The organism is Microbacterium sp. NPDC056736 (assembly GCF_042790415.1).
Classification (GTDB): domain Bacteria; phylum Actinomycetota; class Actinomycetes; order Actinomycetales; family Microbacteriaceae; genus Microbacterium.
In genome coordinates this window covers 103460-121777 of record NZ_JBHTZE010000008.1, presented here as the reverse complement: position 1 = coordinate 121777, position 18318 = coordinate 103460, and the positions used below count along the sequence as shown (strand labels likewise).

19 protein-coding genes are annotated in these 18318 nt (G+C 73.7%); 7 read left to right on the top strand and 12 right to left on the bottom strand.

Annotation, left to right across the window (positions count from 1 at the left end; all coding sequences use genetic code 11):
• Nucleotides 1–16: 16 nt before the first annotated feature.
• The 8 genes from ACFRAL_RS15560 to ACFRAL_RS15525 form a co-directional block, all read right to left on the bottom strand.
• Nucleotides 17–250 carry a MoaD/ThiS family protein gene (locus ACFRAL_RS15560; RefSeq protein WP_378884579.1) on the bottom strand — a complete coding sequence of 78 codons (234 nt, stop codon included), beginning with the start codon at nucleotides 248–250 and terminating at the stop codon, nucleotides 17–19.
• Nucleotides 250–519, bottom strand: a complete 270-nt coding sequence (locus tag ACFRAL_RS15555) for a DUF6457 domain-containing protein (protein WP_336394896.1) — start codon at nucleotides 517–519, stop codon at nucleotides 250–252. Before ACFRAL_RS15555 ends, ACFRAL_RS15560 begins: the two co-directional genes overlap by 1 nt.
• Entirely contained in the window at nucleotides 516–1163 is a 648-nt protein-coding gene (locus ACFRAL_RS15550; RefSeq protein WP_336394897.1) for a nucleotidyltransferase family protein, read from the bottom strand. Before ACFRAL_RS15550 ends, ACFRAL_RS15555 begins: the two co-directional genes overlap by 4 nt.
• Nucleotides 1163–1657, bottom strand: a complete 495-nt coding sequence (gene moaC, locus ACFRAL_RS15545; RefSeq protein WP_336394898.1) for a cyclic pyranopterin monophosphate synthase MoaC — start codon at nucleotides 1655–1657, stop codon at nucleotides 1163–1165. Before moaC ends, ACFRAL_RS15550 begins: the two co-directional genes overlap by 1 nt.
• Nucleotides 1654–2898, bottom strand: a complete 1245-nt coding sequence (gene glp / locus ACFRAL_RS15540; protein ID WP_378884573.1) for a gephyrin-like molybdotransferase Glp — start codon at nucleotides 2896–2898, stop codon at nucleotides 1654–1656. The genes moaC and glp overlap by 4 nt, the downstream gene beginning before the upstream one ends.
• On the bottom strand, nucleotides 2895–4073 hold the full coding sequence (locus ACFRAL_RS15535) for a ThiF family adenylyltransferase (RefSeq protein ID WP_378884570.1): 1179 nt from the start codon (nucleotides 4071–4073) through the stop codon (nucleotides 2895–2897). The genes glp and ACFRAL_RS15535 overlap by 4 nt, the downstream gene beginning before the upstream one ends.
• Nucleotides 4074–4153: 80 nt before the next feature.
• Nucleotides 4154–5386: an NAD(P)/FAD-dependent oxidoreductase gene (locus ACFRAL_RS15530; protein WP_378884567.1), complete on the bottom strand. Its 1233-nt coding sequence runs from the start codon at nucleotides 5384–5386 to the stop codon at nucleotides 4154–4156.
• Nucleotides 5379–5543, bottom strand: a complete 165-nt coding sequence (locus ACFRAL_RS15525; RefSeq protein ID WP_336394902.1) for a hypothetical protein — start codon at nucleotides 5541–5543, stop codon at nucleotides 5379–5381. The genes ACFRAL_RS15530 and ACFRAL_RS15525 overlap by 8 nt, the downstream gene beginning before the upstream one ends.
• 176 nt (nucleotides 5544–5719) lie before the next feature.
• Between ACFRAL_RS15525 and ACFRAL_RS15520 the strand changes: the two genes are divergently transcribed.
• The 6 genes from ACFRAL_RS15520 to ACFRAL_RS15495 all read left to right on the top strand — a co-directional run bounded on the left by ACFRAL_RS15520 (nucleotide 5720) and on the right by ACFRAL_RS15495 (nucleotide 11081).
• Nucleotides 5720–6112, top strand: coding sequence for a TOBE domain-containing protein (locus ACFRAL_RS15520; protein WP_336394903.1), 393 nt, complete (start codon nucleotides 5720–5722; stop codon nucleotides 6110–6112).
• Between the two features lies 1 nt (nucleotide 6113).
• The gene (modA, locus tag ACFRAL_RS15515) at nucleotides 6114–6914 is read left to right on the top strand and encodes a molybdate ABC transporter substrate-binding protein (protein ID WP_378884564.1); all 801 of its coding nucleotides are present in this window, start codon (nucleotides 6114–6116) and stop codon (nucleotides 6912–6914) included.
• A 59-nt stretch (nucleotides 6915–6973) separates the two neighbouring features.
• Nucleotides 6974–7744, top strand: coding sequence for an ABC transporter permease (locus tag ACFRAL_RS15510; protein WP_378884561.1), 771 nt, complete (start codon nucleotides 6974–6976; stop codon nucleotides 7742–7744).
• The gene (locus ACFRAL_RS15505) at nucleotides 7741–8817 is read left to right on the top strand and encodes an ABC transporter ATP-binding protein (protein ID WP_378884558.1); all 1077 of its coding nucleotides are present in this window, start codon (nucleotides 7741–7743) and stop codon (nucleotides 8815–8817) included. Before ACFRAL_RS15510 ends, ACFRAL_RS15505 begins: the two co-directional genes overlap by 4 nt.
• Nucleotides 8818–8826: 9 nt before the next feature.
• Nucleotides 8827–9438 carry a GNAT family N-acetyltransferase gene (locus ACFRAL_RS15500; protein WP_378884556.1) on the top strand — a complete coding sequence of 204 codons (612 nt, stop codon included), beginning with the start codon at nucleotides 8827–8829 and terminating at the stop codon, nucleotides 9436–9438.
• Between the two features lie 65 nt (nucleotides 9439–9503).
• On the top strand, nucleotides 9504–11081 hold the full coding sequence (locus ACFRAL_RS15495; RefSeq protein WP_378884554.1) for an SDR family oxidoreductase: 1578 nt from the start codon (nucleotides 9504–9506) through the stop codon (nucleotides 11079–11081).
• Here the strand turns inward: ACFRAL_RS15495 and cydC are convergent.
• From cydC to ACFRAL_RS15475, 4 genes are read right to left on the bottom strand one after another with little or no spacing between them, the layout of a single operon-like run.
• Nucleotides 11062–12783, bottom strand: a complete 1722-nt coding sequence (gene cydC, locus ACFRAL_RS15490; protein ID WP_378884551.1) for a thiol reductant ABC exporter subunit CydC — start codon at nucleotides 12781–12783, stop codon at nucleotides 11062–11064. The genes ACFRAL_RS15495 and cydC overlap by 20 nt on opposite strands.
• On the bottom strand, nucleotides 12780–14474 hold the full coding sequence (cydD, locus tag ACFRAL_RS15485) for a thiol reductant ABC exporter subunit CydD (protein ID WP_378884548.1): 1695 nt from the start codon (nucleotides 14472–14474) through the stop codon (nucleotides 12780–12782). Before cydD ends, cydC begins: the two co-directional genes overlap by 4 nt.
• A gap of 36 nt (nucleotides 14475–14510) precedes the next feature.
• A complete protein-coding gene (cydB, locus tag ACFRAL_RS15480; RefSeq protein WP_336394910.1) occupies nucleotides 14511–15545 on the bottom strand; it encodes a cytochrome d ubiquinol oxidase subunit II in 1035 nt (344 codons plus the stop codon).
• Nucleotides 15546–15563: 18 nt separating this feature from the next.
• Nucleotides 15564–17009, bottom strand: a complete 1446-nt coding sequence (locus tag ACFRAL_RS15475; protein WP_336394911.1) for a cytochrome ubiquinol oxidase subunit I — start codon at nucleotides 17007–17009, stop codon at nucleotides 15564–15566.
• 262 nt (nucleotides 17010–17271) lie between these two features.
• Between ACFRAL_RS15475 and moaA the strand changes: the two genes are divergently transcribed.
• Nucleotides 17272–18318 (top strand): GTP 3',8-cyclase MoaA, encoded by a 1047-nt coding sequence (gene moaA / locus ACFRAL_RS15470; protein ID WP_378884653.1) that lies wholly within the window; start codon nucleotides 17272–17274, stop codon nucleotides 18316–18318.

Here is an 18318-nt window from a genome sequence, read left to right as displayed (position 1 = left end):
GCCGCGGCGCGACGGCTCAGCCGCCGGCGAAGGGCGGGAGCACGTCGACGAGGTCATCGGCGCCGAGGGGCGTGTCGTCGCCCACGCGGGAGCCGCCCACCAGCACGGCGCAGCGGGGGAGGATGCCGCCGAGGCCCTGGTGCTCCTCCGCCACCGCGCGCCGCAGATCGCCGAGCGTCGTCTCGGTGCGGCGCTCGCTGTCCAGGCCCGTGGCCTCCTGTGCGGCGGCGAAATAGCGGACGACGGCCACTACTGCTCCCAGCTGTTCGCCATCGCGGTGACCGCGGCCAGCGCCGCGCGCACCTCCTCCGGGTCGGTCCCCGCGCGTCCGGCGACGAGGCCCGCGACGAAGGCGCCGAGGGGAGCGGCCGGCCGGGCGACGCCGTTGGCCACATCGCGCGCGAGGTCGAGCACCGCGGCGACCGGCACGTCGGCCTCGCCGAGGCCGAACCGATCGCGCAGCGCCGCTGCCCAGTCGTCGAGGGCTTCGGGCGGAAGGGTGCGGGACTGCTCGCTCATGACGGCTCCTCCGAGATCCGGTCGTGCGCCGCGCGATCGGCTCGCGCGCGTGCCTCCTCCAGATCCTGCCACGTGTCGACGTCGCGGGTCAGGTCGTCCGGCGCCGCCACGACGGCGATCGCGAGTTCGGCGACGAGCGCGCGCACCGGCTGGTCGCGTCCGGCGTCCGGGAGAGCGGATGCCGCGGCCCGCAGCGCCCTCGTGCGGTAGGCGCCGGTGAGCCACTGGGGCCGGCTCGACCCGTCGCCGAGGCAGAGGCCGTCGGTGTCGGGCGGCAGGAGCGGCAGGTCGTCCACGAGGCGGCGCACCGCCTGCTCTGCCCAGGGGAGGTCGCACGCGAGGAGGAGCGTCCACTCCGGGTCCGTCGCGGCGGGCCACGTCCCGAGCGCGGTGACGACCGCCGCGGCGGGGCCGCCGAACGGCGGGTCCTCGCGCACCCAGGTCACGGGCAGCGTCTCGTCGAGGACCGGTGCCACGACGGCGATCGGCCGGGCCCCGGCATCCGTCGCCGCCGACACGGCTGTCGACAGCAGCGTGCGGCCGCCGACCTCGAACAGCGGCTTCGTCGCGCCGCCGACGCGCGTGGACCGGCCGCCGGCCAGGAGGATCGCGCCGAGTCGGCGAGGATCGGTCGGCGCGGCCATCATTCCCCGGCCGGGCGGCGCCAGTCGCCGCTCTTGCCCCCGGTCTTGGCGATGATCCGCACGTTCTCGATCGACGTGCCCTTGTCGATGCCCTTCACCATGTCGACCACCGCGAGGGCGGCCACCGAGACGGCGGTGAGGGCCTCCATCTCGACCCCGGTGCGGTCGGCGGTGCGGACCGTCGCCTCGATGGCGACGCCGTCGTCCTCGATCGCGAGGTCGACCGCTGCGCCGTGCACGCCGATGACATGGGCGAGTGGCAGCAGCTCGGGGGTGCGCTTGGCGGCCTGGATGCCGGAGATGCGGGCGACGGCGAGCACGTCGCCCTTCGGCACCGACCCGTCCCGCAGCGCCGCGACGACCTCGGGCGCACAGCGCACGAACCCGCGGGCGGTCGCCGAACGCACCGTCGGCTGCTTGAGGGTCACGTCGACCATGCGGGCGTTCCCGGCGTCGTCGAGGTGCGTGAACGTCGGCTGCTCGTGCGTGCTCATGAGATCAGCATGACATCGACGGGATCGCCCGTCGCGACGGCATCCGTCTCCGCCGGCACCACGGCGTAGGCCTCGGCGCGGCCGAGTCCGCCGGCGAGGTGCGACCCGCCGCTCGTGGCGGGCACGGCGAGCCATCCGCCAGGGACCGACCGGTCGATCGTCACCGGCAGGTACTGCCGCCGCGCGGGCGGGGTGCGCCAGCCGGCCGCGGCGCGGAGCGTGATCACGGGCCGATCGAGCAGGTCCCTGCCCTGCAGGCGCAGCAGCGCCGGCCGGACGAACACCTCGAACGACACCGCGGCACTGACCGGGTTGCCCGGAAGCCCGAACAGCAGCGTTCCCGACTCCAGGCGGCCGAATCCCTGCGGCTTGCCGGGCTGCATCGCCACCCTCGAGAAGCTCATGCGGCCGCTGAGCGTGGTCTTGACGACCTCGTACGCTCCGGCGCTCACGCCGCCCGAGAAGATCACCACGTCGGCGCGGTCGGACGATCGCGCGTCGGTCACCTCCGCGAGCAGCGTCTCGAGTCCGCCGCCCTCGTCGGAGACGCTCGCGCGGCGCACCACGTCCGCTCCTGCCTCCGCGGCGAGGGCGGCGAGCAGGAAGCTGTTGGACTCCGGGATCTGGCCGCGGCGCAGCGGCGAGCCCGGTTCCACGAGCTCGCTGCCCGTGGAGATGACGGCGACACGCGGGCGCCGCGCGACCACCACGTCGGCGACACCGGCCGCCGCGGCGGCCGCGAGCTGCAGGGGGCCCAGGAGCGCGCCGCCGGGGAGCACCTCGTCGCCGGCGCGCGCGTCCTCGCCGGCGCGGCGGATGTGGGCGCCCACCGCACGGGGGGCGGCGAGGACCGAGATCGACCCGAGGGAATCGGCGAGGCCGCCCGCGGTGTCCTCGAACGGGACGATGGCGTCGGCGTCGGTCGGCAGCGCCGATCCCGTCATGATGCGGGCCGCCTCGCCCGCAGCCACGCGCGGGTCGGCATCGGAGCCGGCGGGCAGGTCCGCGACGACCCGGAGGGCGGCGGGTGCGGCGGGCGCGGCATCCGCGACGTCCGCGAAGCGTACAGCGAACCCGTCCATGGCGGAGTTATCGAACACGGGGATGTCGACCGCGGCGTGCACCGGCGCGCGCAGCGTGCGGCCGTGCGCCGCGGCGAGCGGCAGCCGCTCGGCCTCGAGCGGCTCGGCGGCCGCCAGCACGTCGGCGAGGTGCTCCTCGACGCTGCGCAGCCCGCTCACGCGTCCACCGCCGCGTCGGCGGTCTCGCGCGTCCACGCCTCGATGCCGCCGGCGAGCACGGATGCCTCGATCCCCGCGCCGCGGAGGGCCGCCGCCGCGCGCTGCGCGCGCATGCCCACCTGGCACACCACGACCACGGGCGCGGCGCCCATCCTGCCGGGGTCGGCGAGCACCTCGGCGAGCGGGCGGAGCGTGGATCCCGGGATGACGCCGCGCTCGGTCTCGAAGGGCTCCCGCACGTCGAGCAGCACCGCGCCCGCCTGCTGCGCGGCGAGCGCCTCGGTGGGCGTCAGCTGCGGGATCGGCGTGCGGGGGGTCGGCTCCGCACCCGGTCGTGCGGCGGGCGCGCCGCGTTCGGCGGCCGCACCGCGCTCGGCGGGCGTCGCGCGCCCTCCGCCGGCGGTCGTGGCGGCGGGGCGCAGCGGGACCTCGGAGGTGCGGCCGCGGAGGGCGTCGATGACGAGCACGCGCCCGAGGAGGGGCTCGCCGACGCCGGTGATGAGCTTGATCGCCTCGATGGACAGGAGCGAGCCGACCTGCAGGCACAGCGCACCGAGCACGCCGACCTGCGCACAGGTGGGGGCGTCGCGCGCGGGATCCGGCGGGTACAGGTCCGCGAGGCGCACGGGGGCCGCTCCGGCCGGCGGCGACGACCAGAACACCGTCACCTGGGCGTGGAACTCCTGCACGACGCCCCACACGAGCGGCACGCCGAGCTGCTCGCAGGCGGCCGCGACGGTCTCGCGCGTCTCGAAGGTGTCGGTGCCGTCGACGACGACGTGCGCGCCGGCCAGGAGTTCGACGGCGTTCGCGGGGGTGAGCACGGCTCGCACCGCGCGCACGACGGTGGTCGGCGACAAGTCGGCGGCGATGCGCACGGCCGAGTCGACCTTCGGCGCCCCGACGTCGCGCGTGCGGTGCATGACCTGGCGCTGCAGATTGGATGCCTCCACCAGGTCGTCGTCGATGATGGTGAGGGTGCCGACGCCGGCGGCCGCGAGGGCCAGCACGGCGGGGGAGCCGAGACCGCCCGCACCGACCACGGCGACGTGGGCGGCGGCGAGGCGGCGCTGTGCGACGTCGCCGAATCCCGCCAGGACGCGGTGGCGCGCGGTGCGCGTGCTCTCCGCGGCGGTGAGCTCGGCGACCGGCTCGACGAGTGGGGGAAAGGCCATGCCGACAGGCTACGCCGCGCCCGCGGCGGCGGCGCTGCGAAGCCCGGACAGGCGAGGGCCCGACGGCCGGTCCTGCCTCCTCACACGCGGCCGGTGAGGATGAGGTTCCAGTAGACCCAGGGCAGCACGTGCCTGTCGAAGATCCACGACAGCCGGCTCTCGCGATACATGTGCTTGTAGAAGGGGATCGTCGGCTTCTGCCTGCCCTTGTCGTCGAACTCGGCCCACACGACGGTCGACCGCGAGACGGTGAACGGGCACACCGCGTAGCCGTCGTAGCGAGCGGTGGGCTCCTTGCCCCGCAGCGCCTTCGACAGGTTCTTCGCCAGCACCCACGTCTGCTTGCGCAGCGCCCCGCCGCACTTCGAGTTCGTCGTGGCGGCGGCGTCTCCCAGGGACCAGACGTTCGGGAACCGGGGATGCCGGAGCGTCTGCGGGTCGACCTCGACGAACCCGCCGGACGAGCGGGGCGCGGCGAGCTCCGACGCCTTCAGCCAGTCGGGGGCGGACTGCGGCGGCTCGACGTTCAGCACGTCGTAGTGCAGGTGCTCCGGGCCGTCCTGGCCGCCGAGCACCACCTCGTGCGCATCCGGGTCCACCCGCAGCAGGACGCTGCGCGTGCGCAGCTCGATGCCGTACTCGTCGATCTTGCGCTGGAGCTCCTCGTCGAACGGCGCGAGGTATGCCGTCTCGGTCGGCACGACCATGACCACTCGGATCGCGTCGAGCACCCCTTTCGCCCGCCAGTAGTCGCAGGCCTGGTACATCGGCTTCTGCGCCGCCCCCGCGCACGATGCGGGTCCGTCGGGCTGCGTGAAGACGACGGTCCCCTCCGTGAGGTCTCGCAGGAGCCGGGACGCCTTCTTCGCGAGCTCGAGTTCGTAGTGGGATGCCGCGGCCGGCGTCTGCATCGCCTCGGCGAGCCCGGGGATCCGGTTCCAGTCCAGCTGGATGCCGGGACAGACGATGAGGTGGTCGTAGCTGATCCGCCCGCCGCCGGCCAGCACGACGGCGTTCGCCTCCGGCTGCACGGCGGTCACGGCATCCTGGATCCACTCCACGCCCTTCGGGATCACCTCCCGTTGCGGGCGCACGGTGATGCTCGCGGGAGCCGTGCCGCCTGCGACATGCGAGAACAGCGGCTTGTAGTGATGCTCGTCGCGCGGCTCGATGACGGCGACGTCCTTGATGCCGCGCCGGCGCAGGCGCGCCGCGACGGAGATCCCGCCGTTGCCGCCGCCGACGACCACGACGCGGTGGTGGGTCTCGTTGCGTGCCGCCCTGGAGCTGTCTGCGGCGTCGGGGCTAGGCACCGCTCTCGTCCTCCTCGGGCTCGAACGTCGACGGCTCACCCGTGTGACCGGCGGCGACACCGTCCGGGTCGTCGGGGATCGTGCCGTCCGGTCCGAGGCCTCCCGGCTTCGGCGTGCCCTCGTCCTCCGGCTTCGATGCGCTGGTGTCCCGGTCCATCGCTGACTCCTTCCGTCGTGCCAGCAACCTACGTCTGGCCGCGGGCTCGCGGACCCCGGTTGACAAACAGTGACCGCCACGTCGCGCCCTCCGCCAGCCCTGGCGCGCCAGGAGAATCGCCCGCGCATGCGGAGAAAGTATGAACATCTATCCGCAGATGCGGGTACCGTGGCAGCGTGGCCACATACAAGATCGCCGAAGCCGCCCGTTTGCTCGGGGTGAGCGACGACACCGTCCGGCGGTGGGTGGACGCGGGCACGCTGCCGACGACCGGCGCATCGCCCACCGCCATCCCGGGCGACGCGCTCGCGGCGCACGCCGTCGAGCTCGCGGCGTCGCCGCGCGACCCGGCCGACGTGCTCACCAGCGCCCGCAACCGCTTCGTCGGCCTCGTCACCCGCGTGCAGATCGACGGGGTGATGGCGCAGGTCGACATCCAGTCCGGCCCGCACCGGGTCGTGTCGCTCATGTCGTCCGAGGCCGTCCGCGAGCTCGCCCTCGAGCCCGGCTCGCTCGCCGTCGCGGTGGTGAAGGCCACCACGGTGATCGTCGAGACGCCCAGGGCCTGACGTGCACCGCCCGATCGTCCTCGGCGCCTCCGTCGTCACCGCCCTCGCGCTCGTCCTCCCCGGCTGCGCGCCCGCCGAGGACGGCACAGGAGCGGCGAGCCCGTCCGCGGCCGGCTCGGGATCCGGGCTCTCGGGCGCGCTGACCGTGTACGCGGCCGCGTCGCTCGCGGCGGCGTTCGACGAGCTGTCGACCATGTTCGAGGAGCGGCATCCGTCCGTCGACGTCCGCCCCATCACGTACGAGGGCTCTTCGACGCTGGCGACGCAGCTCATCGAGGGAGCGCCGGCGGACGTGTTCGCAGCCGCGGACGAGAGCAGCATGGCGCGGGTCGTCGACGAGGGTCTCGCCGTCGCCCCGATCGTCTTCGCGACGAACACACTCGCGCTCGTCGTCCCCGCCGGCAATCCCGCGGGCATCCGAGGCCTCGACGATCTCGCCGACCCGGCCGCGACCGTCGTGCTGTGCGCCGCCGAAGTGCCGTGCGGCGCGGCTTCGGCCACCCTGCTGTCGAGCGCGGGTGTCGAGGCCAGCGCCGACAGCTACGAGCAGAACGTCACCGCGGTGCTCACGAAGGTGGCCGCCGGCGAGGCGGACGCCGGGCTGGTGTACGTGACGGATGCCTCCACCACGGCGGCCGTCGATGCGATCGAGCCCGAGGGTGCCGATGACGTCGTCAACCGCTACCCGGTCGCGGCGCTGGCCGGTGCGGCGAATGCGGCGGCGGCAGACGCCTTCGTCGCGTTCGTGCTCGGCGACGATGCGCAGGCGGTGCTCGCCGACCACGGCTTCGGGGCGCCGTGACCGGGGAGCGGGCGATCGGCGAACGCGATCGCAGCCGACGTTCCGGCTTCGTCCCACGCGTGCTCGTCATTCCGGCCGCCGTGGGACTCGCGCTGCTGATCCTCCCGCTCGGCGCGCTCGTGCTCCGCGTCGAATGGTCGACGCTGTGGAGTGACGTCACCTCGCCGGAGGCGCTCTCGGCCCTCGGTCTGTCGCTGGCGACCGGAGCGGTCGCGACGGCGGTGTGCGTCGTGCTCGGCGTGCCCCTCGCGCTGCTCATCGCGCGCAGCACGGTGCGCACGGCGGCGGTGCTGCGCGCGATCGTCACCGTGCCTCTCGTGCTGCCGCCGATGGTGGGTGGTGTGGCGATGCTGTTCCTCTTCGGCCGGACGAGCTGGCTCGGCGCGCTGCTGGCGGAGTGGGGCATCCGCATCCCGTTCACCACCACCGCGGTCGTGCTCGCGCAGACGTTCGTCGCCCTGCCGTTCCTCGTGCTCGCGCTGGAGGGCTCGCTGCGCGCCACCGGCACCGGGTTCGAAGAGGCCGCGGCCGGCCTCGGCGCCGGGCGCTGGAGGATCCTCGCCCGGGTGACGCTGCCGCTGGCCGCGCCGGGCCTCGTGGCCGGCGTCGTGCTGTGCTTCGCGCGCGCGATCGGCGAGTTCGGGGCGACGGCGCTGTTCGCGGGCAACGCGCCGGGGGTCACGCAGACCATGCCGCTGGCGATCTACACGGCGTTCAACGGGGCCGGCGTCTCGCAGGGCACCGCGGTAGCGCTGTCGCTGCTGCTGCTGGTCACGGCCGTCGGCGTGCTGCTGCTCGTGCGCGCGTGGCGCGCGGAGGCACCGCGATGACCGCGGCCCGGGCGACGGCCGCGGGGCTCGAGGCGCGAGTCGTTGTGCGGCGCGGTGGGTTCACGCTCGACGCCGCCCTGGAGGTGCCCGCGGGCGGCGTCGTCGCGCTCATGGGTCCCAGCGGTGCCGGAAAGTCCACCCTCCTCGGGGTGCTCGCGGGACTCGCCCCGCTCGACGAAGGGCACGTGGCCCTGGGGGAGCGCACGCTCGACGTCGCGCCGGGTCGCCGCACGCCACCCGCCGCCCGCGGCGTGGTGCTGCTCGGCCAGGACCCGCGACTCTTCCCGCACCTGAGCGCCGGCGAGAACATCGCGTTCGGTCTGCGCGTGCACGGGGTGAGCAGGGATGCCGCCTCCCGCGGCGCCGCGGATTGGCTCCGGCGCGTCGGACTGGAGGGGCTCGGCGACCGCCGCCCCTCGCGGCTGTCGGGCGGACAGCAGCAGCGCGTCGCGCTGGCGCGGGCGCTCGCCACCGCGCCCGAGGCGCTCCTCCTCGACGAGCCCCTCACGTCGCTCGACACCGAGACGGCCGGCGACGTGCGGGCTCTCCTGCACCAGCAGCTGGCGGCGACCGGCACGACCGCCGTCGTCGCCACGCACGATGCGGTGGACGCCGTGGCGCTGGCCGGCGGACTGGTCGTGCTCGAGGACGGGCGGGTGACGCAGTCCGGCCCCGTGCGGGACGTGCTGGCGAATCCGGCGACCCGGTTCGCGGCGGCCGTCGGGGGGCTGAACCGTGTGACGGGGACGACGGATGCCGCCACCTGGCGCGCCGGCGGCCTCGTGCTGCCGCGCCCCGCCGTCCCGGTCGGCGCGGCGCGGGCCGCGGTCTTCCGGCCGGGTGACGTGCGCATCGTCGACGCGCCTCCCGCGGGTCCCTGGGAATGGACGGCGCGCGTCGTGCGCCTCGAGCAGACGCCCGCGGGCGTCCGGCTGCGCACGGCCGATCCCGATGTGGCGGTGGACGTCGTCGCCGAGCGCGCGACGGGCCTCGGCGTCGGGGACGCCGTGACACTGCGCCTGGACCCGGCCGACGTGCGGTTCGTCTCAGCCGGCGACGGCGGCGTCTTCTAGACTCGGCCGGTGAGCAGCATCCGCCCCTTCCGCGCCGGTGACGAGCCGGCGCTCGCCGAGATCTGTCTCAGGACGGCGGATGCCGGCGCCGACGCGACCGGGCTGCTCGACGACGACGATCTCTGGGCCGAGATCTTCGTCCTGCCGTACGTCGCGCGCCACCCCGAGTTCGCCTTCGTCGTCGAGGCCGACGACGGCCGGGTCGTCGGGTACATCGTGGGGGCGCCCGACTCCGCGGCGTTCGAGGACTGGTTCGCCACCGAGTGGTGGCCGCGGCACGCGATGCGGTGGCCCCGGCCCGAGGGCGATCCGAAGCCGGTGAGCGTCTCGCGACAGGATGGCATCGTCCGGTACGCGCACGCGCGCCGCGGCGGCTCTCAGCCGTTCGGCGACGAGTACCCGGCCCATCTCCACATCGATCTGCTCCCCGAGACCCAGGGGCAGGGACTCGGCCGTCGGCTCATCGAGACCCTCGAGGACGCCCTGCGCGCCGCCGGTGTCGGCGGCCTGCACCTCGTCGCCTCGGCCGAGAACGCCGGAGCCGTGGCGTTCTACCCGCGCGTCGGCTTCGAGCCCCTCGCGTCGCCCGAGGGCACGCAGGTCTTCGCCAAGCGCCTCTGACTACGCCCTCGGGGCCGGGTCGTCAAGCCTGCCGGGTCGCGCGGGGGCGCGCGTAGTCTGCCCCTGTGGAAGACGTCTCCTCGCCGACCGGCCGTGAGCCGGTGCTGTCGGCCCTGCCGCGCCCCGACGGCAGCGCACCGCGTGCCCTCGTGCTCGGTGCGACCGGGTACATCGGCGGGCGCCTCGTGCCGCGCCTGCTCGCCGCCGGGTACGAGGTGCGCGTGCTCGTCCGCGACCCGGCGCGGGCGTCGGCCTTCCCGTGGGGCGATCGGGTCGAGGTGGTCGACGGCGACGCCACCGACGCGGCATCCGTCGCCGACGCCGTGCGCGACGTCGACGTGCTCTACTACCTCGTCCACTCGATGTCGGGCGGCAAGGACTTCCGCGACGCGGACCGGCGCGCCGCCGAGACCGTCGCGAAGGCTTCCGCGGCGGCATCCGTGGGCCGCATCGTCTACCTGGGCGGCCTGCATCCCGAAGGCGTTCCGCTCTCACCCCACCTGCGCTCGCGCGTCGAGGTCGGCCGCATGTTCCTCGACAGCGGCGTGCCGACCCTCGTGCTGCAGGCCGGCGTCGTGATCGGATCCGGCTCGGCGTCGTTCGAGATGGTCCGCCACCTCACCGAGGTGCTGCCCTACATGCCCGCACCGAAGTGGGTGCGCAACCGCATCCAGCCGATCGCCGTCCGCGATGTGCTGCACTATCTGCTCGGCGCGGCGCGGGTGCCCGCCGAGGTGAACCGCGCCGTCGACATCGGAGGACCCGACGTGCTGCGCTACGGCCAGATGATGAACGGCTACGCCGTCGAGGCCGGCCTTCCGCAGCGGCCGATCGCGGCGCTGCCCGTGCTCACGCCGCGCCTCGCCTCGCACTGGGTGAACCTCGTCACGCCGATCCCGCGGTCGATCGCGCGGCCCCTCGTGGAGTCCCTGCAGAACGAGTGCATCATGAAGGACCACGACGTCGACGCCCTCATCCCGCCGCCCGAGGACGGCCTCATGCCGTACCGCACCGCCGTGCGCCGGGCGCTGCGCCGGGTCGAGGCGGACGCCATCGAGACGAGCTGGCAGGACTCCGAGGTGATGGGCGCGCCGAGCGACCCGCTGCCGAACGACCCCGACTGGGCGGGCCGCGTGGTCTTCACCGACGTCCGCTCCGCGCACACCTCCGCCTCTCCCGAGGCGCTGTGGCGCGTGATCATCGGCATCGGGGGCGAGAACGGGTGGTACTCCTCACCGGTGCTGTGGGCCATCCGCGGCTGGATGGACCGGCTCGTCGGGGGCATCGGACTCGCACGCGGCCGCCGCAGCCGCGACCGCCTCGCCGTGGGCGACGCACTGGACTTCTGGCGGGTCGAGGCCCTCGAGCCGGGGCGCATGCTGCGCCTGCGCGCCGAGATGAAGGTTCCCGGTCTGGCCTGGCTCGAGCTGCGCTCCTCCGCCGATGAGGAGCGCGGCGGGTCACGGTACGACCAGCGGGCGGTGTTCTTCCCGCGCGGGCTGGCCGGCCGTCTCTACTGGCTGGCGGTGCTGCCCTTCCACGGCTTCGTCTTCGCCGGCATGGCGCGGCGCATCACAGCGACCGCGGAGGCCGAGCCGGGCACGGCGGCCGAGGCGGCCGAGGTCACGGCCGCATCGGGCTGACCGCGGGCCGCGCGTCAGGCGTGCGCCCCGGTGTCGACCCGTCGTCCAGGCGGCCGTCGTCGATACGCACGACCCGGTCGACGAGCGCATCGGGCACGGCGACATGCGAGATGAGCACGACGGCCTGGTCGTCGCGCACCGCGCCCAGCAGGTCGACGAGCAGCGCGGCGGATGCCTCGGGGTCGACGCCCGCGGTCGGCTCGTCGAGCACCAGCACCGGGAAGCCGCGCAGCAGCGCACGGGCCAGGGCGATGCGCTGCGCCTGCCCGCCCGAGACGAGCGCCCCGCGCTCGCCGACCCGGGCGTCCAGCCCGCCCCGTTCGCGCAGCCACGCGCCCAGCCCCACGCGGTCCAGGACCGCCTCGAGGTCGGCGTCGGTGGCGGTGTCGCGCGCGAAGAGCAGGTTCTGGCGGATGTCCTCGTCGAAGAGCATCGGATGCTGCTCGCAGAGGCCGACCGACCGCCGCACGTCGTCGGGGGAGAGGTCGTGCACCGAGCGCCCGCCGATCTCGTAGGAGCCCTCGGTCTCGAGGAAGCGCACCAGCGCGTGCGCCAGGGTGCTCTTGCCGGCGCCGCTGGAGCCCAGGACGAGGATCCGTTCGCCCGGCCGGATGTCGAGATCCACGTCGTGCAGCGACGCCTGCGCCGCACCCGGCCAGCGCACACTCGCGCCCCGCAAGCGAACGCCCTCTCCCAGCTCCGGCGCCTCGCCGGTGGGGGACGCCGTCTCGGGTGCGAGCTCGCGCGGCGGGGCGGCGGGCAGTGCGTCCGCGATCCGGCCGGCGGCGGAACGGACCTTGCGCCAGGCCGCCGACGCGAGTGCGACGGCGCCGAACACCTCGAAGACCGCCATGGGCACGAGGACGGCCACGGCGAGCGCCGGGCCGTCGAGGGTCGCGGATGCCACGCCCGGCGCCGTCACGAGCACCGCGGCGATCGAGGCGGCGCCGGCCAGCAATGAGACGAGGGCGGTGGTGCCCGCCTGGGCGCCGGCCCGCCGGACGACCGCGCGGCGGAGCGCCGCGTCGGCCCGCTCGATCCGGTCCCGGCTGCCTTCCTCGGCGCCGTACGCGGCGAGCACGTCGAGGTTCGAGACGTGGTCCAGGACCGCGTCGGTCAGATCGGCTCGCAGTGGAGCGATCGTGCGCTCGGCCCGGGCGCCGGCGGCCCAGCCCCACAGTGTCGCGACCGCACCCGCCACCACGAGGCACGCGAGCAGGGTGAGCGCAGCCGGCCACCAGACGAACGCGACGAGCACGACGGCGCCGAGGGCCACGAGCGCCGACGACGCCAGCGGCTGCACGACCCGCAGCGGCAGGTCCTGGAGCTCGTCGACGTCGCCGACCAGCGCGCCGAGGACCGAGCCGCGACGGGTGCGGCCCAGCCCGTCGGGGGCGAGCGGGACCAGGCGCCGCACGAGGTCGGCGCGCGTGGACGAGAGCTGCCGCAGTGCGGCGTCGTGGCCGGTGAGGCGCTCCAGATAGCGGAACACGGCGCGTGAGATGGCGAAGAAGCGCACACCGACGACGGCGAACGACAGGTAGAGCACCGGCGGCTGCTCGCTCGCCCGCACGATGAGCCACGCGCTCACGGCGAGCAGCGCCACGGCCGACGCCTCGGAGGCGAAACCCGCCGCGATCGTCCACCAGAACCGTCGGGCCGGCGGCATCGCTCCGCGCAGCACCGCGCCGGCGGCGGTCATGCCGGCACCCCGCTCGGCTCGAGCCGCACCACGTCGTCCGCGATCGCGCGGGCGGACGTCCGATGCGACACCAGCAGCACCGTCGCCCCGTCGTCGGCGAGCAGGCGGATGCCGCGCCACAGCCGGTGCTCCGTCTCGGGGTCCAGCGCCGAGCTCGGCTCGTCGAGCGCGATCACCGGTGCGGCGCCGCGCAGATGGCGGTAGAAGGCGCGTGCGACGGCCACCCGCTGGGCCTGGCCGCCCGAGAGCCCCGAACCCTGCACCCCCAGTCCGTGTGCCGGATCGAGCCCGCCGGCGCAGGCCAGGTCGAGCGCGCGGCGCACGACGGCGGCGTCGGGGACAGGGTCGCCGAGGGCGACGTTATCGCCGATCGTCCCCGTCATCAGGCCGGGTCGCTGCCCAGCCCACGCCAGCCAGTCCGACGACGCGAGCGCCCGCACGTCGACGCCGCCCCAGGACGCGTCGCCGTCGAACGCCGCGACGCCGCGAAGGGCTGCGAAAAGGCTCGACTTGCCGGCGCCGCTCGGGCCCTCGATCAGGGTGACGGACCCCGGCGCGGCGGTCAGGCCGACGGGCGGCAACTGCCGCTCGCCGCGCCGCACGCGCACGGCGTCCAGGCGCAGGACGGGCGCCGTGCCGTCCGCACGCGAGGCAGGGGAAGGTGCGGAGGCGCCCGACACCGGCCGAGGTCCCCTCGCGCGGGCCGCGTCGAGCACGTCGAACACGTCATCGGTCGCGGCGATGCCCTCGGCGGCCGCGTGGAACTGCACGCCCACCTGCCGCAGCGGCAGGTACGCCTCGGGCGCGAGCAGCAGCACGAAGAGGCCGACGCCGAGGGCGAGTGCGCCGTCGATGAGTCGGAAGCCGATCGACACCGCGACGATCGCGACCGAGATCGACGCGAGGAACTCCAGCGCGAACCCCGACAGGAACGACACGCGCAGCACGCGCATGGTCTCGCGGCGGTAGTCGTCGGTGACGCGCTCGATGGAGGCCGCGGCGCGATGCTGCCGCCCGAACACCTTGAGCGTCGACAGCCCCTGCACGGTGTCGGCGAAGCGGGCCGCCAGGCGCTGCAGCGTCCGCCACTGCCGCTGCTGGACAGCGCGCGTGGCCAGGCCGATGAGCACCATGAAGATCGGGATCAGGGGGAGCGTGAGCAGGACCGTGAGCCCCGAGATCCAGTCCGCCCACCACATCACGGCGAGAATGAGCGGCGTCGCGACGACGGTCTGGACGAGCTGCGGCAGGTAGCGCCCGAAATAGGCCTCGAGGGCGTCGAGCCCGCGCCCGGCGATCACCGCGAGCGAAGCCGAGTTGCGCCCCGCGAGCCACTCCGGCCCGAGCGTCCCGATGGCGTCGACGAGCGCCGCCCGCAGCTGCGACTGCACGCGTGCCGCCGCGCGCGCCGCGACGGCCTCCCGCGCCCACAGCAGAAGGGCCCGCGCGGCGACGACGAGCGCGAGCGCGCCGAGCGTCGGCGTCAGAGCAGCAAGCGGCATCCCGTCGATCGCGTCCGTGACCGCGCGCGTGAGCAGCCAGGCGAACGCGACGATCACGGCGGTCTGCGCGAGGGCGATCGCGGCGACGGCGGCGAAGAACCACCGCGATGCGCGCGCGTACCTCAGCAGTCGGGGGTCGACGGGCTTGCCTGAACTCGGGGGCGGTCCGTCGTCCTGCGTGTCGTCCATTGCTCCTTCGACCCTACCGATGCGCCCCTCGCCGTCTCAGTGCACGGGCGCCGCCGCGGCCGCCTCGATGTGCGAGCGGGTGACGCGTTTGCGGAAGATCCAGTAGGTCCAGCCCTGGTACGCGAGCACCAGCGGCAGGAAGATGAGGGCCGCCCACGACATGATCGTCAGGGTGTAGTCGGTGCTCGAGGCGTTCTCGATGGTGAGCGAGCCGGCGGGATCGGTCGTCGAGGGCATCACGTACGGGAACAGCGCGAACCACACCGCCAGCACGGCCGACACGATGGTGACGGCGCCGAAGCCGAAGGCCCATCCCTCGCGCCCGCGGGCGTTGGCGAGCCACGACGCGATGAGCACCGTGGCCGCCACGGCCGACAGGACCGCCGTGACGAGCGCGAAGTCGCGCCCCTCGCCGAACGCCATGCCGACGGTCCACACCAGGAACGCCGCCGCCACGACGATCGTCAGCAGGCCTGCGCGGCCCGCCAGGCGACGGGCATCCGCGGCGACCTGGCCGTCGGTCTTGAGGGCGACGAAGTAGACGCCGTGGGTGAAGAACAGCAGGAGCGTCGTGAGGCCGCCGAGGAGCCCGTACGGGTTCAGCAGCGTCAGCAGCGACCCGGTGAACTCGTGGTCGGCATCCAGCGGCACGCCCTGCACGATGTTGGCGACGGCGACGCCCCACAGCAGCGCCGGCACGGCGGAGCCCACGATGATCATGGTGTCGAACCCCTTCTTCCAGCGCAGCGAGTCCCGCTGGTGGCGGTACTCGAACGAGACGCCGCGGAGGATGAGGGCGAGCAGGATCAGCAGCAGCGCGAGGTAGAAGCCGCTGAACAGCGTCGCGTACCACTCGGGGAACGCGGCGAAAAGGCAGGCGCCGGCCACGATGACCCAGGTCTCGTTGAGGTCCCACACCGGACCGATGGTGTTGATGACCTGGCGGCGGCTGACGTCGTCACGGCCGAGGAAGGGCAGCGACATGCCGACGCCGAAGTCGAACCCGTCGAGCACGAAGTAGCCGACGAAGAGGAATCCGACGATCCAGAACCAGAGGTAGGCGAGATCCATGACGTTGCTCCGGGGCTCCTAGTAGACCGTCGTCGGGGTGTCTTCGACCGCCAGGGTGCGCGGGTCCGGCGCGCCCGGCTCGGGGAGGGGCTCGGGGCCCTTCTTGGCGGTCTTCATGATGAGGCCGACCTCCACGACCGCCAGCGCGGCGTAGACCAGGGTGAAGGCGACGAGCGAGATCAGCACCGTCCATCCGGGCACCGAGGGCGAGACGCCGTCCTCGGTGAGCATGAGGCCGAAGACGATCCACGGCTGGCGGCCCATCTCGGTGAAGACCCAGCCCACGAGGATCGCGAAGAGCGACGCCGGCCACGCCCAGATCGCGAGCTTCCATGCCCACGCGGGCACCTCGCGCTTGGCGCTCTTGCGCGTGAGCCACAGGCCGACGACGGCGGTCAGCGCGGCGATGCCACCGAGGCCGATCATCCAGCGGAACGACCAGTAGGTGACCCAGAGGATCGGTGCGAAGTTGCCGTCGACCTGGTCGGCGAACTGCGGGAACAGCTCGGTCGTGTACTGCAGATTGAGGTCGTTGATGCCCTCGACGCAGCCGTCCAGCGAGTGGGTCGACAGCAGCGCCAGCAGGTACGGCACGCGGATCGAGAACAGCTCGGTCGAGCCGTCGGGCGTGCCGAGCGTGAACACCGAGAACGAGGCATCCGCCCCGCACGCGCTGTCGAACATCGCCTCGGCCGCCGCCATCTTCATCGGCTGCGTCGCGACCATCACGAGACTGAGCTGATCGCCCGAGAGCGCCACGCCGGCGAAGGCGACGATCATGCCCCACAGGCCGTACTTCAGCGACGAGCGCATCATCTCGACGTTCTGCCTGCGCAGCAGGTGCCAGGCCGAGATCGAGATGATGACGCCGGCGGTCATCATGAACGCAGCGAACAGGGTGTGGGGGAGCGCGGCGAGCGCCACCGGGTTGGACAGCACGGCGAAGAAGTCGGTCATCTCGGCGCGCGAGCCGTCGTCGGCCATGCGGAAGCCGACCGGGTTCTGCATGAAGGCGTTGGCCGCGAGGATGAAGTACGCCGAGAACCACGCGCCGACGGTGGCGATCCAGATGCTCGCGAGGTGGAGGGCGCGCGGCAGCTTGTCCCACCCGAAGATCCACAGGCCGATGAAGGTCGCCTCGAAGAAGAAGGCCATGAGGCCCTCGAAGGCGAGCGGGGCGCCGAAGACGTCGCCGACGAACCGCGAGTAGGCCGACCAGTTCATGCCGAACTGGAACTCCTGCACGATGCCGGTGACGACGCCCATCGCGAAGTTGATGAGGAAGATCTTGCCGAAGAAGCGGGTGAGGTGAAGCCACTTCACATTCCCCGTGCGGAACCACGCCGTCTGGAAGATCGCGACGGTCAGCGCCATGCCCAGCGTGAGGGGCACGAAGAGGAAGTGGTACAGCGTCGTGAGGCCGAACTGCCAGCGCGCCAGCAGGAGAGGGTCCAGCAGATCCACGATGCGTTCTCCGATCGCTTCGGACGTGGTCTGACCACAGTAACATGTGGTCAGACCACACGGGCGGCATTTCCCCGCAGGGCGCCCGTCGCACCCCAGCGTGGCAGGAACGCCGTCGGTCGACGGTCTCGCCGGCCGTGAATAATCGGGCGGCCGCGGCGCCCCACGCCTCCCGACGCGGCTACCCTCGAACCATGGCGAGTCGGGCACTGCGAACGGGGCCGTCCGCGTGACCGCGATCCCGGTCACGATCGGACGACGGATGCCGCTGCCCCCGGCATCCGCTCAATCCGCTGCGGTCGCCGGCCTCGGCGCACCGCTCGTGGACACGCACGGACGCGTGCACCGCGACCTGCGCATCTCGCTCACCGACCGGTGCTCGCTGCGCTGCACCTACTGCATGCCCGAACAGGGCAACGAGTGGCTCGCCAAGACGAGCATCCTGTCCCTCGACGAGATCGAGCGCATCGCGCGCGTGGCCGCGGCCGACGGCATCACCACGTTCCGGCTCACCGGCGGCGAGCCGCTGCTGCGCACCGACATCGTCGAGGTGGTGCGTCGCCTCGCGGGGATCATCGGCCCGTCCGGCAGTCCCGTCGAGATCGCGATGACGACGAACGGCATCCGTCTTCCCGAGCTGCTGCCCGCGCTCGTCGACGCCGGCCTACAGCGCCTCAACGTCTCCATCGACACGCTCCGGCGCGACCGCTTCCGCGAGCTCACGCGCCGTGACCGCCTCGAGGACGTGCTGGCGGGGATCGCGGCGGCCGAGGCATCGGGCCTGCGTCCCCTCAAGCTCAACGCGGTGGCCATGCGAGACGTCAACGACGACGAGCTGGTCGACCTCGTGGAGTTCGCGATCCGCCACGATGCGCAGATGCGCTTCATCGAGCAGATGCCCCTCGACGCCGGTCACACATGGGACCGCGCACGCATGGTCACGCAGGACGAGATCCTCGCGACCCTGTCGGCGCGATGGACGCTCACCCCCGTGCCCGGGCGCGGAGGAGCGCCGGCCGCCCGCTGGATGCTCGACGGCGGCCCCCACTCGGTGGGCGTCATCGCCTCGGTCACCGCGCCCTTCTGCGGCGACTGCGACCGGCTGCGCCTCACCGCCGACGGCCAGCTGCGCAACTGCCTGTTCTCCACGACCGAGTACGACCTGCTCCCGATCCTCCGCGCCGGGGGCGACGAGGGCGAGATCGACGGGATGCTGCGCTCCTGCGTGCGGGGGAAGATGCCGGGGCACGCCATCAACGATCCGTCGTTCCTGCAGCCCGCGCGCGGCATGAACGCCATCGGCGGCTGA